17 protein-coding genes are annotated in these 15,675 nt (G+C 66.2%); 8 read left to right on the forward strand and 9 right to left on the reverse strand.

Annotation, left to right across the window (positions count from 1 at the left end):
- The first annotated feature begins 283 nt into the window (after positions 1–283).
- Positions 284–931 (forward strand): DUF7095 family protein, encoded by a 648-nt coding sequence (locus NKJ07_RS12330; protein WP_318567117.1) that lies wholly within the window; start codon positions 284–286, stop codon positions 929–931.
- A gap of 13 nt (positions 932–944) precedes the next feature.
- Here the strand turns inward: NKJ07_RS12330 and NKJ07_RS12335 are convergent, their stop codons facing one another.
- Positions 945–1,145: a DUF8143 family protein gene (locus tag NKJ07_RS12335; protein ID WP_318567118.1), complete on the reverse strand. Its 201-nt coding sequence runs from the start codon at positions 1,143–1,145 to the stop codon at positions 945–947.
- A gap of 101 nt (positions 1,146–1,246) precedes the next feature.
- Here NKJ07_RS12335 and NKJ07_RS12340 point away from each other — a divergent pair, with 101 nt between their 5' ends.
- A complete protein-coding gene (locus NKJ07_RS12340; RefSeq protein WP_318567119.1) occupies positions 1,247–1,468 on the forward strand; it encodes a zinc ribbon domain-containing protein in 222 nt (73 codons plus the stop codon).
- An 88-nt stretch (positions 1,469–1,556) separates the two neighbouring features.
- Here NKJ07_RS12340 and NKJ07_RS12345 read toward each other — a convergent pair whose 3' ends face one another.
- The 6 genes from NKJ07_RS12345 to NKJ07_RS12370 form a co-directional block, all read right to left on the reverse strand.
- A complete protein-coding gene (locus NKJ07_RS12345) occupies positions 1,557–2,369 on the reverse strand; it encodes a class I SAM-dependent methyltransferase (protein ID WP_318567120.1) in 813 nt (270 codons plus the stop codon).
- Between the two features lie 50 nt (positions 2,370–2,419).
- Positions 2,420–3,712, reverse strand: coding sequence for an FAD-binding oxidoreductase (locus NKJ07_RS12350; RefSeq protein WP_318567121.1), 1,293 nt, complete (start codon positions 3,710–3,712; stop codon positions 2,420–2,422).
- 31 nt (positions 3,713–3,743) lie between these two features.
- Positions 3,744–4,979 carry an RNA-guided endonuclease InsQ/TnpB family protein gene (locus NKJ07_RS12355; RefSeq protein ID WP_318567122.1) on the reverse strand — a complete coding sequence of 412 codons (1,236 nt, stop codon included), beginning with the start codon at positions 4,977–4,979 and terminating at the stop codon, positions 3,744–3,746.
- A complete protein-coding gene (gene tnpA, locus NKJ07_RS12360) occupies positions 4,976–5,365 on the reverse strand; it encodes an IS200/IS605 family transposase (protein ID WP_318567123.1) in 390 nt (129 codons plus the stop codon). Before tnpA ends, NKJ07_RS12355 begins: the two co-directional genes overlap by 4 nt.
- 5 nt (positions 5,366–5,370) lie before the next feature.
- Positions 5,371–5,682, reverse strand: coding sequence for a hypothetical protein (locus NKJ07_RS12365; RefSeq protein WP_318567124.1), 312 nt, complete (start codon positions 5,680–5,682; stop codon positions 5,371–5,373).
- A gap of 133 nt (positions 5,683–5,815) precedes the next feature.
- Positions 5,816–6,685: a deoxyribonuclease IV gene (locus tag NKJ07_RS12370; protein WP_318567125.1), complete on the reverse strand. Its 870-nt coding sequence runs from the start codon at positions 6,683–6,685 to the stop codon at positions 5,816–5,818.
- 131 nt (positions 6,686–6,816) lie between these two features.
- On the opposite strand from NKJ07_RS12370, the gene NKJ07_RS12375 reads away from it, so the two are divergent.
- Positions 6,817–7,389, forward strand: a complete 573-nt coding sequence (locus NKJ07_RS12375; protein WP_318567126.1) for a redoxin domain-containing protein — start codon at positions 6,817–6,819, stop codon at positions 7,387–7,389.
- A gap of 7 nt (positions 7,390–7,396) precedes the next feature.
- Here the strand turns inward: NKJ07_RS12375 and NKJ07_RS12380 are convergent, their stop codons facing one another.
- Complete coding sequence (locus tag NKJ07_RS12380; protein WP_318567127.1) at positions 7,397–8,212, reverse strand: lipoate--protein ligase family protein; 816 nt, start codon at positions 8,210–8,212, stop codon at positions 7,397–7,399.
- A 169-nt stretch (positions 8,213–8,381) separates the two neighbouring features.
- On the opposite strand from NKJ07_RS12380, the gene NKJ07_RS12385 reads away from it, so the two are divergent.
- The 4 genes from NKJ07_RS12385 to NKJ07_RS12400 all read left to right on the forward strand — a co-directional run bounded on the left by NKJ07_RS12385 (position 8,382) and on the right by NKJ07_RS12400 (position 12,069).
- Complete coding sequence (locus tag NKJ07_RS12385; RefSeq protein WP_318567128.1) at positions 8,382–9,044, forward strand: AIM24 family protein; 663 nt, start codon at positions 8,382–8,384, stop codon at positions 9,042–9,044.
- Positions 9,045–9,257: 213 nt separating this feature from the next.
- On the forward strand, positions 9,258–9,815 hold the full coding sequence (locus NKJ07_RS12390) for a sugar O-acetyltransferase (RefSeq protein ID WP_318567129.1): 558 nt from the start codon (positions 9,258–9,260) through the stop codon (positions 9,813–9,815).
- A gap of 219 nt (positions 9,816–10,034) precedes the next feature.
- On the forward strand, positions 10,035–10,940 hold the full coding sequence (locus NKJ07_RS12395; RefSeq protein WP_318567130.1) for a serine/threonine-protein kinase RIO2: 906 nt from the start codon (positions 10,035–10,037) through the stop codon (positions 10,938–10,940).
- Positions 10,941–11,106: 166 nt separating this feature from the next.
- The gene (locus NKJ07_RS12400; protein ID WP_318567131.1) at positions 11,107–12,069 is read left to right on the forward strand and encodes an L-lactate dehydrogenase; all 963 of its coding nucleotides are present in this window, start codon (positions 11,107–11,109) and stop codon (positions 12,067–12,069) included.
- A gap of 17 nt (positions 12,070–12,086) precedes the next feature.
- Here the strand turns inward: NKJ07_RS12400 and NKJ07_RS12405 are convergent, their stop codons facing one another.
- Positions 12,087–13,013: a DNA methyltransferase gene (locus NKJ07_RS12405; RefSeq protein WP_318567132.1), complete on the reverse strand. Its 927-nt coding sequence runs from the start codon at positions 13,011–13,013 to the stop codon at positions 12,087–12,089.
- 92 nt (positions 13,014–13,105) lie between these two features.
- Here NKJ07_RS12405 and NKJ07_RS12410 point away from each other — a divergent pair, with 92 nt between their 5' ends.
- Complete coding sequence (locus tag NKJ07_RS12410) at positions 13,106–15,646, forward strand: PAS domain S-box protein (RefSeq protein WP_318567133.1); 2,541 nt, start codon at positions 13,106–13,108, stop codon at positions 15,644–15,646.
- The last annotated feature ends 29 nt before the right edge of the window (positions 15,647–15,675 follow it).

Here is a 15,675-nt window from a genome sequence, read left to right on the forward strand (position 1 = left end):
CGATCGACGTACGCGACGGGGAACCCAGAAGACACGACAGAGAACGTCGGGCGCGACCGGGTCGCGCGGTCGGCAGGGCGGGTACAGCCACGTCCTCCCCAGCCGATTCGCTCACTCGTTCACGCGCTCGCTCATCCCTCGCGCGGCGAGGCGACCGGCGTCGCCAACCTGACGTACCGATTCATCTCCCCCTCGCTCTAGCCCCGAATCGAACGCGATGGCGCTTCTGGACGAGCTCCGACCCGCACCGTTTTGTCCGCTCGACACCCACACCCGATCGAGAATGGACCGTGCCGTCGCGCTCGCTCACGTGGAACGGATCATCGAGACGGTCGACACCGAGGAAATGCCCGTCCCCGTCCGGGAGCTGTGGGTGTACGGTGACGTCGCGCTCGGCCTCGACCCCATCGACCGCCTCGACGTCTACCTCACGAAGGACATGCTCATGCGCGGCGACCGCTCCCAGGCGGAGGCGTTCGAGGCGGAGTACGGCGTCAAAGGCGTCGGTTCGTCGGTGAGAGCGTCGTGGGCCGAGACCCACCCCGAGTTCCTCCACACGAACGACAACGGCTACGCCGCCCCCGAGAAGTGCCTCGCCGCCCACCTCTTAGACGAGGTCGACGGCGAGATCCACCTCGAGGTGTGCAACGCGAGCTTCGACGACAACGTCACCCAGCGGCTGAAGGGCGCGGTCGCCCGCGACGCCTACGAGGAGATTCTCGACCCCCGCGGCGTCCAGCTGTGGGTCGACGGCCGCCGCGACGAGGAAGCGCTGGCTCGGGTTCGAGAGGGCGAACTCCCGTTCCCGACGCTCCCGGCGGCGCTGGAGATGCTCGGACTCGACGCCGACGAGGCCGAGACGGCGAGCGACGCGATGAGCCAGTACCGGGCCGCACAGACCGGGACGAGCGTCCGCGGCGACGTGGTCTGACGGCTCCGGCGTCTCACGCGCGGTCGTCGCGGGTGTCCTCCGCCGGCGCGTCGTCGGCGTACCGTTCGGCCGATCGTCGTCGCGCGTACGCCTCGGCATCGGCGCGCTCCATCGTCTCCGAGCCGCTCGTCTCGCCGTCGATGAGCAAGAAGAGGAGGAGCGTCCCGCCGACGCCGACGAGGAGCACGAGGGCGAAGAGGGCGGCTTCGGCCATGGACGGCAGTCGTCGCGCCGGCGAGATAAGCGTTGGACTCGCCACGGGCGCGTTCGAAGTCAGCGACGGCTTTTTGAGCCCGTGGACGCGATTTCGGCCCGATGAGCCCTCCATCCGATCACCGCGGCGACGAGTCGGGCTGTCCGAAGTGCGGTCACACCGGCACCGAGATCGACGACATCGCCACGTCCGGCACCGGCCTCTCGAAGATGTTCGATATCCAGAACCGGACCTTTACTGTAGTGACGTGCACCAACTGCGGCTACTCCGAACTCTACCGAGGCCAGTCCAGCGGCGACCTCGTCGACCTGTTCCTCGGCTGACGACGGCCGCGCGGGAGCGCCCCGTCGGGCCACGGCCGTCAGCTGCGGTCGTGCCGCGTCGTGGCCGTGGCCGCGGTCGTGTTCGTGATCACGAGAGCGACGGCCCGACCCGTCCGACGACCACGTCGAACGGCACCACCTCGGCGCGGCGGTACTCGCGCTCGCGCATCTGCTCGACGACCGTCCGTCCCATCTCGCGCCAGTCGCGCCTGAGGACGTCGTACGTCTCCCCCGAGAGTGCCCGCCGGAGCTCCGTCTCGTGGGCGGCGAGTCCCTCGCCGGTGGCCTTCCGCTTCGCGTCCTCGAGGTCGGCCTCACTGTAGGGCGGCGCGACGGACTTGTCGTGGTGGTACCGGCTGGTCCGAACGTCGGACAGGCCGGCCGCCGAAAACAGCGCCGGGAGTCGGTCGCCGAGCGCGACGTCGGTCTCGACGCCGTCGAGGTACGCCTCGCGGACGCGCCGTTCGAGCTCGACCTCCGCCTCGACGGTGGAGTCGACGCCGACCGCGGCGTTGTCCGGTTCGACCGCAGCCACCAACTCCGATGAAACACGGCCGAACTCGCGGAGTACCTGGGCGGGGTCCGGGAGGTTCACCAGGAGCGCCTGACACACCACGAGGTCGAACGCGTCGTCGACGAAAGGGAGTCGCGTGGCGTCGCCGGCGACAGCCGAAAGGCCGGTGTCGGCCCGGGCGACGGACAGGAGCGAGCGGTCGGCGTCGAGACAGACCACCTCGGCGTCGGACGCCGCCGCCAGCACGCGGGAGAGTTCGCCCGTCCCGGCGCCGACGTCGAGTATCCGCGTTCGCGTCGAGAGGTCGAGGTCCGCGAGCGCCTCGCGCGAGTCGTCCCACATCCCCTCGCGTGTCCGTCGGAGGTACTCGGCGGTGAACCTGCGCACACGTCGCGTACTCGGTAGAGGGAAAAAAACCGCTGGATTCCGGTGTGGGATCAGTCGTCCGCAGCGGTGCCCGCATCCGCGCCGGTCGGCTGCACGTTCTGGTTCACGCTGAAGAGGTTCTCCGGGTCGTACCGGGTTTTCACCTCGACCAGCCGTGCGAAGTTGTCGCCGTAGGCCAACTTCTCCGCACCGTCGCGTTCGGGGATGAAGTTGACGTAGACGCCACCGGTCGCGTGTGGCGTCATGGCGTCGTACAGTTCGCGTGCCCACGCCATGCACGCTTCGTCCTGTGCTGGGTCCTCCCAGCGAGTGTGGAGGTTCATCAGGTACTTGATGTCGCGGTGTGGATACGCCGTCTCGGTCGACGGGACGTCGTTGATCGCCCCACACAACTGTGCGATGGCGATCTCACTGAGCGGTGTCGGCATCGTCTCGATGTACTCGACGAAATTCTCGATCATCCCGTCGGTGAACTCGACGAAGTTGTGTGACTTCCAGTAGTTGCGCGCGCCCGGTTCGAGGAGACCGTCAAACGCTTGCTGCCACTCCTCGTAGACGTGCGGCGAGACGACGTCGACGATGGGCGAGCCGATGTCGCGGAACGGCTGGAGCGCTTCTTCGCCGTCCTCCATCTCACCGGCGTAGAACGCCGCGAGGACGATGACCTTCTTACCGTGCCACTCCTCGGGCAGGAACGGAAGTGGCGGGGCGTACCGGAGCACACACCAGACGACGACGTCGTCCGGTGCGTCGTCCGCGAGCGTCCGGTACTCCCGCAGGACGTCGGCGGCGTCTTCGACCGGGTAGACGAGGAGTCCGGAGAGGATATCCGGGCCGAACTCGTGAAGTTGGAACTCGAACGACGTCACGATGCCGAAGTTTCCACCGCCTCCCCTGAGACCCCAGAAGAGGTCCTCGTTCTCCGTCTCGCTCGCGTGGACGAGTTCGCCGTCGGCCGTGACCACGTCGGCCGACAGGAGGCTGTCCGCCGTGAGGCCGTGCTTCCGCGAGAGCCAGCCGAATCCCCCACCGAGTGTCAGACCGGCGATGCCCGTCGTCGAGTTGTATCCGACCGGTGTCGCCAGACCGAACGCCTGTGTCTCGTGGTCGAGGTCGGCGAGCGTCACGCCCGGTTCGACACGCGCCGTCTTCGCCTCCGGATCGACGTGGACAGAGCGCATCGCCGAGAGGTCGTGCTCGACGACGATGCCGTCGTCACAGAGCGCGTTGCCCGCGATGTTGTGACCGGCCCCCTTGACCGCGAGGTCCATCCCCGTGTCGCGTGCGAAGTTGACGGACCGATTGACCTCCTCCCGCGCGTAAAGTCGCGGGAATCCCACCATGGGATTTCAGGCCGAGCGCGGCCCTAAGGTTTCAAGACGCATACGTTCCAAGCGTCTCTTGCTGGGTGTCAGCATCGGCTTGGCTGTCTTGTGGGATGGTCAAACGTCCCCCTTCCTCAGCCGAGTCATCGCCACTCGTGTATTCTCTTGAGTGACTCTCTCCGCTGAGGTAGCGGTCTGCAATATTGAGCGCGGCGTTAACGTCTGCTTGGTACTCTGAAACCCAACACCCCGAGTTGGAACACTTGAACGTCGCCTGCTTCGGACGGTAGCCCTGTTCTCCGCAGCAGTGGCACGTCTTCGAGGTGTACGCAGGATTCACCGTCTCCACACGAATGCCTTTCTCAGCCGCTTTATATCGAATCTGAGCGTGCATCTTGGCGAACCCCCACCCGTGAAGCCGCCGGTTCATGAACGCGCCGTAGTCCATGTTCTCACGGATGTGCGTCAAGTCTTCCAACACCAGCACGGAATTCTCGAATTGGTCGGCGTAGGCGACGACCTCCGACGTGACCGTGTGAAGGATATGGTCGATGTGTCGCCACAACTCGTCACCGTAGGACTCAGCGATTCGTTCACTTCCGCGTTTCTGAAGGCGTCGAGTCGCCGTGAAGTACGTCTCACGGAGTTGCCTGACTCGCTTGCCTTCTGCGTTCCAGAGGTTGGGAGCAGTCGGGGAGCCGCGCTCGTCACGGTGACACACCGTTAACAAAGAGGCTTCCCCGATGTCTACCCCAATCGGCGTCTCCGCCGAACTGGTTTCTCGTTCTTCCACGTCTCGCGTAGCGACGATGTGGAAGTACCACTTACCGTCACGGTCGAACAACCGACACTCACCCATCTCCGCGTCTCCCGCGTGTAACGCTTCCAACCACTCCCGCTGTTCGGGATTCGGTTGCGCGGGCAACCAGAGGTTGTAGTCGTCGTGGTGCGGGATTTTGACGTACCACTCGATTGCGTTCTGTGGCTTGTGGTCAAGCTTCGGGCCTTCGTTCGTGAATCGGACAGGGTGATCGTCGTGAAGTTCTTTCGCGTCGTAGCTTCCGCCACAGAGCTGTGGGACGTACTTCTTGAGCGCGTTCTTCGCGTAGCCGCTCAGGTTGTAGTTGACCACTACGTCGTTGGCCGCTGACTGTGTGGTGCAGTTGGCGGTGAACGCGGCTTCGAGCGCGTCTTGGTACGCTCGTTTCGTCTCACAGAGTTTGCGGTGCTTGTGGGCGTTCGGCTCCGCAAGCTTGAGTTCCAGCGTCTCGGTGAGTTCGGTCACTGTTCGTCCTCCTCGTGGCGCTGGATGTACTTCTCGACAGTCTCACTCGAAACGTGACCCGCTGTACCCGCGTAGTAGCCGCGTGCCCACTTGATTTTCTCGCCGTCATGATCGGCGTGGCGGTGGTTGTACTTCCGAGAACTGATGCCTTTGAACCAGTTGGCGAGAAGCGAGGGGGCGTGTTTCGGCGGGCTACTGACGAACAGGTGGATGTGGTCGGGTTGGACGGTAAGGTCGATAATCTCCAACCCTTTCTCGTCGGCTATTTCGTGGAGGATGTCTCGCACACGGGTTGCAACGTCACCGACGAGTACCGATTGGCGGTACTTCGGTACCCACACTATGTGGTAGTTGAGGTTGTATGTTGCGTGCCGTGTGGTCTTCATCCGTACTACACACTATGCCTCTGTGGTGTGTTAGAACTATCGTACACGGTGGGAAATCCTGCCGTACCATCGTCGGTGGAGATGTACGCTATTGTCCGCTTGACCCGCGCCTGAAGACGCGGGTATGCGCTCGCACTATGTATCACGTCCGCGACGCCCGCACACTGCGCGATGAGTGCTGGCCGCTTGTCGATCATCGCGTTCCAGATGCTCCGCGCCTCGTCGTACTCCTCCGTTTCCGGTTCGAAGACCTCACCGCGGAAGCCCGCGGTGAACTCCTCGACTGTTCTCTCCCCTATACCTTGTTGTGTTGACAATTCATGCCACCAACTGTGTACTGCATCATGTGGGGAGTTAACTGCTCACACACATGCCTCGGAACGGGACAGAGCCGAACCATGAACAGTCTTGAGGGCTGTCCTCGGGAATCACCGGCGGTTCAGGCCATAGCTACTCGGCGGCGAGTTCGCGCACGCGGGCGATGTTCCACGCGAAGCCGCGGCCGTCTTCCGTGGGAGTCTCCAGAACGAGCGGGACGTCTTCGAGCGCGGGGTGGCTGACGATCCGGCGCATCCCCTCGACGCCGATGTGGCCCTCGCCGATGTGGGCGTGTTCGTCCTTGTTCGTCCCGCAGGCGTGTTTGGAGTCGTTGAGGTGGATGCACTTGAGATGCTCTAAGCCCACGATGTCGTCGAACTCGGCCACGACGGAGTCGACCGCCGCTGCCGTGGAGAGGTCGTACCCCGCGGCGAACGCGTGGGCGGTGTCGACACAGACGTCAAGGTCCTGTTCGGACCCCTCGACCACGGTGGCGAGGTGCTCGAAGTCGCCACCGAGTTTCGTCCCCGACCCCGCGTCGCTCTCGATGAGGACGGTCACCGCCTCGGGGATCGAGAGGTCGTCGAGGACGGAGATGGCGTTGTCGAGGCCCCGGTCGACGCCTGCCCCGGTGTGGGCGCCGAGGTGGACGTTGACGTACTCGATGCCTAACTGGGACGCGGCGTCGATCTCCTTCTGCATCGAGTCGAGCGACTTCTCGCGGAGGCCGTCCTTGGGGGTGCAGAGGTTCACGAGGTACGACGAGTGGATGACCCAGGGGCCGTCGAGTCGTTCGGCCGACGCCGACCGGAACTTCTCGGCCTCGTCACTGTCGATGCCGGGGTCCTGCCAGACCTGTGGGGAGTGGGTGAAGATCTGCCCGCAGTTGCCACCGAAGGTGACCTGCCGGTGGACCGCATTTCGGAGGTCGCCGTACGGAGGCTTCTCGTCGTCGTTCGGATGTGAGCCTTTGGAGATAGAGACGTGTGCGCCTACTCGCATGTTCGATGGCAGGGAACGCCGGGAGAAAGGCGCTTCGGAGCGTCGCCGTCGCGGTCGCGTAACCGGCTCGGGAATCAACAATGATAGTCGAGCTGTAAGGTTATTACCCCCGGGAAGCGACCCGTCGAACGATGGCCGGAGGACACCAGTCCGGGGAGGAGTCACGCGCGACGAGCGTCGGAGACGAGCCGCTTGCGGTCGGGGCGCGGCCGCCCGCGGTGCGCGCCGACTTGGTCGATACCGACGGTTCGGTCTCGTCGGTCGCGCTGTCGGAGCTCACCGACGACCGACCCGTCCTCCTCTGTTTCTACACGATGGACTTCAGTCCCGACTGTGTCAAGCAGTGGTGTTCCTTCCGGGACTTCGACTGGTTCGCGAGCGGAGATCACGTCCAGGTCGTCGGCGTCAGTCGGTCCGGCGTCCGACTTCACCGCGAGTTCATCAGCCGGTTCGAGATCGGCTTCCCGCTCTACGCCGACACCGACCTCGCGCTTTCCGACGCGTTCGGCGTCACCTACCGCACGTTCGGGCTGACGAAGCGCTCGCGGCGGTCGTGTTTCCTCGTCGACTCCGCCGGGACGGTCCGCTACCGCTGGCTCTCCGATCACTGGCTCGATCCGACCCGTGACCTCCCGCCCGTTTCGGAGATCCACGAGACGATCGTCGAGGAGTTCGGCCCCGAGGTCGACGACTTCGGTTTCTGAAGTCAGCTCACGAGCGGGCACGCGGGCGGCGGTGGACCCACTCGTCGGACGCGTATTTTTCGTTCACGCGCTCGCGTGCGCGCGAGATCTCGTCGTCGGTCCACTCCCCCTCGTCCGCGTCACACCACGCCGCGAGCGCGTCCTCGAACGCCGCGACGACCGCGTCCCGATCGGCGTCGGTGTGTTCGTCGAGGCCGGTGACGCGGTCGGCGAACTCGGCGGCCGAGCGCCCTGGATCGGCGAACGCCGACAGGTGGCGGTCGGCCAGGGCCGAGTACGTGATCGAGCCGTGTTGGACGACCGCATCGCGTTGGCGGTACTGGGCATTGCCGCTCACCTTTCGGCCGTCGCCGGCGACGACGAGGTCGTGGGCGGGGTTCAGTGCGCGGAGGTAACACGCCGGTTCGTACAGAGCGGGGGCCTCGCTGGAGACGAACTCGACCGGGACGCCGACGCGGGAGAAGCCGTCGAGCACCGGGTCGAGGAGCGCGTGGTAACAGTCCATGAGCCCCCCAGGAAGTTCCTCGCGCGGGGCGGTGATCGAGTACGAGAGGTCGCCGACCGAATCGTGGTAGATGCCGCCGCCGCCGGTGGGGCGGCGGGTGACGTCGACCCCCTCGCGCGCACACCACTCCCAGTCGACGGTGTCGGGCGCTTGGTGGTAGCCGAGCGAGAGACACGACGGCTCCCAGCGGTAGAGCCGAACGGTCCGGGGACCGCCCGCGGCGGCCGTCTCGGCGGCGACCTCGTCGAGCGCCATCTGCATCGGTCCCGGGCGCGACTCCTCTCGAATCACGCGCCACTCGCGGTCGGCGGTATCCATGTCGGAGCGATAGCGCGTCCCGGTCAAATGGGTTCCGGCCAGGGGCCGACCGATCGGTCGTGACAGCGTCCGAGAGATATGTGGGAAGGTAACAGTCAGCAGTACTGTATTATATTCCTGCGGAGAGAGAAGCAACCGAGCTACCGCGGGTGGCTCGGAGAATCAACCAATGGATCTCGATCAATTCGTCAGCGAGAACGCACCGCAGGAGGGTGGAGACGGTTTCCAGCTCGAAAACTCGAAACTGCTCGACGTCGCCCTCGACGGGAGCGTCATGGCCAAGGCCGGCTCGATGGTGTCGTACACGGGCGACATCTCGTTCGAGCGGAAGACCGAAGGCGGCGTGACCGGCATGCTCAAGAAGAAAGTGACCGGCGAGGGAGCCGTGATGATGCAGGCGTCGGGGACGGGCCACCTCTACCTCGCCGACCAGGGCAAGGACGTCCAGATCATCGAACTGGACCCGGGCGAACAGATCAGCGTCAACGGCAACGACATCCTGGCGTTCGAGAGCAGCGTCAACTGGGACATCAAGATGATGGACAGCATCGCCGGATCGTCCTCAGGCGGGATGTTCAACGTCTATCTCGAAGGGCCGGGCTACATCGCCATCACGACCCACGGCAAACCGCTCGTCGTTCCGACGCCCGTCCGGACGGATCCGCAGGCGACCGTCGCCTGGAGCGGTAACGTCTCCCCCAGCACGAAGCGCGACCTCAACCTCAAGAGCTTCATCGGGAAATCCTCGGGCGAGACGTTCCAACTGGACTTCTCCCAGGACGGCGGGTTCGTCATCGTCCAGCCGTTCGAAGAACGAACGCCCGCCCAGTGAACGACTGAATCCGCTTTTTTCGAGACGGACGGCCTCGCGTCACGGAGTCACGTCGCTGAGGACGACGGTCGGGCGAGGGCTGACTGGGCGGGGACCGACTCGACAGGTGAGAACGAACCTGCTCGTCGCGTCTTCTCGTCTCCACCGCCCACCGGCCGCTCGACACGGCTCGCACGCGATGGGTGTCTCATACGTCGGCGTGTACCGCTCGTTATGCCCTCGGAGAAAGAGAAGATGCTCGACGGCGAACTGTACGACGCGGGCGACCCCGAACTCGTCGCCGAGCGCGAGTGGGCGAACGACCTCACCCGGCGGTACAACGAGACGCGGGCGGGCGACCGCGAGCGACGGCGGGAACTGCTCGAAGCGCTGTTCGGGTCGCTCGGCGACGACTGCGTCGTCGAGCCGCCGTTTCGGTGCGACTACGGCTCCAACGTCCACGTCGGCGAGAACTTCTACGCGAACTTCGACTGCGTCGTGCTGGACGTCTGCCCGGTGGAGATCGGGCGGAACTGTCTGGTCGGTCCGGGCGTGCATATCTACGCCGCGTCACACCCACTCCGACGGGAGGAGGGGGCCAAGGATCCGGAGTACGGCAAACCGGTGACGATCGGTGACGACGTCTGGATCGGGGGGCGTGCCGTGATCAACCCGGGGGTGACCGTCGGCGACGAGGCCGTCGTCGGATCGGGGGCCGTCGTCACCGACGACGTGCCGGCCGGCGTCGTCGTCCAAGGGAACCCGGCAACAGTAGTAAGAGAGATCGAATAACGCTCCCAACCCGTCCGATCCGTGAGCTCCGTTCGGCGAGCCGAGTCGCTCGCGTCCACAGATTCTGTATAGCGGTATGAGGTTTGCCGCCCGAAACGACGCACGGGACGCGCGTCGAGGCCACCCGTCTCGAGTCGTCCGATTCGACGGCACGGTGCTGAGTGAACTCCCGACGGCCGACACGCGGGGCTTTTACCGCGTCGTCGCCCAGGCTCGCACATGGTGCGGAACGTCGCTGGGCTGATCGCCGAACTCGAACCCGAGGACTTCTATCTCCTCTCGGGCGTCGAGCAGGGGATGCGGTTTTCCGAGTGGGTCGACCGCGGGAAGCTCCCGGAGTACGCGAACCTGACGCCCGAGAACGTCGATTACCGGCTCGACCGGTGTATGAGTCGCGATCTCGTCCAGCGAAAGACGATCCAGTACGAGGGGTACCAGCTCACCTTCGAGGGGTACGACGCCCTGGCGCTGCGGACGTTCGCCCAGCGCGACACCATCCAGGGGGTCGGCGCTCCGCTGGGAGTGGGCAAGGAGAGCGACGTGCTCGAGGTACAGTCGTACAAACCCCTCGCGTTGAAGTTCCACCGGGAGGGGTACACGAACTTCCGGGAGGTCAACAAGGAGCGGGAGTACACGGCCGACCACCACCACGTCTCGTGGCTCTACACCGCCCGTAAGGCCGCCGAGCGCGAACACGAGGTCCTCACCGAACTGTACCCCGACGTCAGGGTGCCGCGCCCGGTCGACCACAACCGTCACGCCATCGTGATGGAGAAGTTCGCCGGCGTCGAACTCGGGCGCGCGAAGCTCGAGTCGTCCCAGGCCGTCGGCGTGCTCGATCTCGTCTTGAGTGAGTTGGCGACGGCGTACGAGGCGGGCTACGTCCACGCCGACATGTCGGAGTACAACGTCGCCGTCTCCTCGGAGGGGATCACCGTGTTCGACTGGCCGCAGGCCGTCCCGACCGACCACGACAACGCACGGGAGCTGCTCGCGCGCGACGTGCGCAACGTGGTCGGCTTCTTCCGCCGCAAATACCCGGGAACGGTCCCCGAGATCGACGCCGCGAGTGTGACCGACCGGATCGCACGCGGCGCGTTCGAATCCGTCCGGACGGACGCCTGAACAGGTCTTTCGTGCGTCGTGCTCGACGAGCGGTTCCCAGACACGGTCGATAAACCGAATGCCGCGATACGAAATCTACCGAGCTGAGGTCCCAGGCCGAACAGCGCGGTGTCGCGGGCTCCGCCGCTGTCCCAAGGTATATGTTTACTCGAAGGCGAGTAACAGTATGTCGACCAGACGGACGCGCGGAAAAGTCGCAGTAGTGGGCGTCGGAAGCGTCGGCGCGGCGACCGCGTTCTCGCTGATGAGCAGCGGCGTCGCGAGCGAACTCGTGCTCGTCGACATCGACGAGGAGAAGGCCGAAGGCGAGCGGATGGACCTCAGCCACGGGGCGTACTTCACTCCCCCGGTGGACATCACGACCGGGGACTACGACGACTGCCGGGATGCCGACGTGGTGGTCGTCACGGCAGGGACGAACCAGCGCCCGGGCGAGAGTCGCCTCGACCTGCTGGAGCGCAACGCGGGCATCTTCGAGGAGATGATCCCGCAGATCACGGCGGAACTCGCCGACGACAGTATCCTCCTGATCGTGACGAACCCCGTCGACGTGCTGTCGTACGTCTCGTGGACCGTGTCGGACCTGCCGACGGAACGCGTCATCGGGTCGGGGACGGTCCTCGACACGTCGCGGTTCAGACACGTCATGAGCAGGGTGTGTGACGTCGATCCGAAGAACGTCCACGGCTACGTCGTCGGGGAGCACGGCGACAGCGAAGTGATGCTCTGGGACTCGACGAACGTGGCGGGCGTGCCGTTCGAGACGTACGCCGAGGCCCACTGTGGGGGCCTCTCGGAGGTCGACAAAGCGGAGATGGAGCGAGAGGTCAGGGAGGCCGCGTACGAGATCATCGAGCGGAAGGGGGCGACGAACTACGCCATCGCGCTGGCCACGACCGAGATCGTCGAGGCGATCCTCCGCGACGAGAACTCGATCCTGACCGTCTCGACCCACCTCGACGGGGAGTACGGTGTCGACGACGTGTACGCGAGCGTCCCCTGTGTGGTCAACCGCGACGGTGTCCGGAACGTCGTCGAGCACGACCTCTCGGCGGACGAACGGGCGGCGTTCGTGGAGTCGGCGGGCGTCCTCGCGGAGAACCTGGACGAACTCGGTCACCGCCAGTAGCCGCGGCCACCGAGGGGTTACTCCTCGCGGAGGACGAGGACGTGCTGGTGGACCATCGACGGGACGAACGCGAACGGGTAGCCGTAGACGTGGAGCGACTTGGCGGGATCGTACCAGATCAGGTCGGCCTTCAGCGTGAGCCCCGTCGATTCGAGTTCCCGCGCGAGATCGGCGGCGAGGAAGTGAAATGAGGAGTCGCGGTACATGTCACCGATGAAGACGAGCACGTACGCGCCCTCGCGGAGCACTCGCCGAAACGTTTCGAACTTCGAGGCCATATCCGCGAGCCACTCGTCCTTCGACGTGGGGTCGGCGGCAGCGTCGGCGTCGAACTGTCCGAGTTTGCTCTCTCTCGTCCGGTCGGGGTTGCGCGTCTGTTCGACCGTGTCCATCGACCAGTACGGAACGTCGGTCAGCAGGAGGTCGACGCTGTCGGCGTCGAGGTAATCGACGAGTTCGGCACAGTCCCCGTGGCGCAACTCCTGGGTGGCGAGCGTCCCCTTCCCGGCGCCGCGGCGCTCGCGGTTCTCGCGGTCCAGCACGTCGTGGTAGAGGTCGACCCATCGGCCCACGCGCTCGAAGCCGATCGCTTCCCGGCGGCCGGTGCTCTCGTAGGCGGCGAGGCTCGCCCCGAGCAGCGTCCCGCCGACGCCGGCGAAGGGGTCTAGGACGCGGTCGCCCGCCTTGCTGAACCGCTCGATGAGATCCATACAGAGCCTGGGCGGCTTCTGTCCGCCGTGTTCGCTTCGGAGGTCGTGTTGCACGTCGGGCGGATACGACTCGGCGATGACGGATTTGGTCGCGTACTTCCACTCCCGGCCGGTGAGGTCGTTGACGCGGTTGCGCTCGTCGTAGACCCCGCGGCCGTCGACGCGCCGTTGGTGGGGTTTCAGGTCGTCGGACGCGTCGTCCGCGGGCGCACCGTCGGACGGACTATCTGTCATCCGACTCACTACCGCGGCGAGCCGAATAAGCGCCCCGACCGACCTCGTTCCTTCGAGGGAACACTTAGGTCGCGTCGGTTCACCACGCTAGTATGGACGGCGACAGCGCCACTGAGGCGGCCCTCCAGTGTCTCCGTGCGAGCCGTGGCGAACCGATGACCGCGAGCGAAGTCGCCGAGACGGTCGGCTGCGTGCGGCGAACCGCCCACAAACACCTCACGTCGTTGGCCGAGTCCGGCGCCGTGGAGACGAAGAAGGTCGGCGCGCGTGCCAGGATCTGGTGGGCTCCGAAAGCGAGCGAGGAGGTGTACCAGCGGATCACGGACGCGTTCTTCGCCGTCGACACCGACTGGCAGTTCACCTACCTCAACGAACAGGCCGAACAGCTCCTCGGGCGGGCGGCGAACGAGCTCGTCGGCGAGTCGGTGTGGGAGCAGTTCCCCGAGGCGGTCGACTCCACCTTCGAGGGGGAGTACCGTCGCGCGATGCGGACGCAGACGTCCGTGTCGTTCGAGGAGCACTACCCCCCGCTGGACACCAGTTTCGCCGTCGAAGCGTACCCCTCCGAGACGGGGCTCTCCGTGTACTTCCGAGACGTCACGGAGCGGATCCGTCGCGAACGGGAGCTCCGCGACCGGATCCACCAGCAACGGGTCGTGGCGCAACTCGGCCAGCGCGCATTAGCCACCACCGACGTCGACGGGTTCATGTGCCACGTCTGCGAGACGGTCGCCGACACCCTCGACACCGCCTACTCCAAGGTGCTCGACCTCGATCCGACGGCGGACCGACTCCACCTGCGGGCGGGCGTCGGCTGGGACGACGGCGTCGTCGGCACGGCGACCGTCCCGTCGGACACGAACTCGCAGGCGGGGTACACACTGCAACGACGCGAACCGGTCCGCGTCGCGGAGCTGTCGACCGAGACGCGCTTCACCGGGCCCGCCCTGCTCACGGACCACGGCGTCGAAAGCGGGATCAGCGTGATCATCGGCTCGCCGGCAGAGCCGTGGGGGATTCTGGGGGCGCACGACACGGTCGCGCGGGAGTTCACCGAGCGGGACGCCGACTTCGTCCGCAGCGTCGCCGCGCTGCTGGCGAGCGCTGTCGACCGACGCGAGCGCGAACGCGAGCTGGAACGGTACGAGACGGTGTTCGAGACGCTCAGCGACGGCGTCTACGCAGTCGACCCCGACGGGGAGCTGACCCTCGTGAACGAGGCGTACGTCCGGATGACGGGCGTTCCCCGCGCGGAACTGCTCGGCTCGCACGTCTCTCGCCTCGTCGACGACGACGTCCGGACGGCCGCGAAGGAACTCGAGAGGGCGCTCGTGAGCGGCGAGTGCGACCAGGCCACGCTGGAGGCGGAGTTGACGGGCGGCGACGGGGACGCGTTCCCGGCGGAGGCGACGTTCGCCCTGCTGGAGGCCGACGACGAGTACGAACGCGTCGCGGTCGTCCGCGACGTCACCGAGCGGAAGCGACACGAGGCGATCCTACAGGAGCAACGCGACCGGTTCGAACGCTTCACCCGGAGCGCGCTCCGGGTGTTCGACGCCCTCCGCGGCGTCATCCGCGCAGAGACGCGTGACGGCATCGAACGGGCGGTCTGCGACCGGCTCAGCGACGGCGAGCCGTACCGGACGGCCGCGCTCGGGCCGGTGCGCTGGGACGCCGACGCGGTCACGACGCCCGACGGCGACACGTGGACGGCCGGCGGCTGGCGCGCGGGCGTCCCGGAACTCGTGGCCGAGGCGACGAGCGGCGAGCGGAGCGTCGCCGTCGAGGGGGCCACGGCGGCCGTCGAACTGGTCTACGACGAGCGGAGCTTTGGCGCGCTCGTCCTCCGGACCGACCGCGAAGACGGGTTCGAGGGGCGCGAACAGTCGCTGCTCGTCGAGTTCGGGAACGCGGTCGGACTCGCGGTCAGCGCCGTCGAGCGAAAGGACGTCCTCGTCAACGACAGCGTGGCGACGCTCGAGTTCGGCTCGGGGGCGCTCGCCGAGCCGTTCACGCGCGCCGTCGGTCCCGACGCGTCGTTCGAGTTCGTCGCCGACAACGTCGTGCCCGTCGGCGACGACACGTACGTCAGCCACTACAGCGTCGAGGGAGTCCCGTCGGAGGCGTTCGTCGAGGCGGCGGAGTCGTTCCCGGCCGTCGAGCGCGCCCGGGTGCTCGACAGCCACAGCGACGGCTACCGCGTGGAGCTACAGACCACGGAGTCGGCGCTCGGGCCGCAGTTCAGGCGGTTCGACGGGCGGGTTCGATCGCTCTCGCTCGACGGCGGTGAGTTGCGCTGTACGGTCGACCTGCCGCCGGGGAACGTCCGCGAGGCCGTCGGGGCGGTCACGACGACCCATCCCGACCTCGATCTGCGTGCCCAGCGGACGACGAACCGCGACACGCGATCCCCGGCGACGTTCGGCTCGACGGTCCAAGAGCGCCTCACCGAACGGCAACGGACCGCGCTCGAACTCGCGTACTTCGGCGGCTACTTCGAGTGGCCCCGGACGACCGACGGCGAGGCGCTGTCGTCGACGATGGACATCACGCCGCCGACGTTCCACAAACACCTCGGTCTCGCGGAACGACAGGTGCTCGACGTGCTGTACGGGACGGGAAAGGCTAACTAGTTTACCCGTTCGTTCATGCTGATCCGGAC

The organism is Salinigranum marinum (assembly GCF_024228675.1).
GTDB lineage: Archaea > Halobacteriota > Halobacteria > Halobacteriales > Haloferacaceae > Salinigranum > Salinigranum marinum.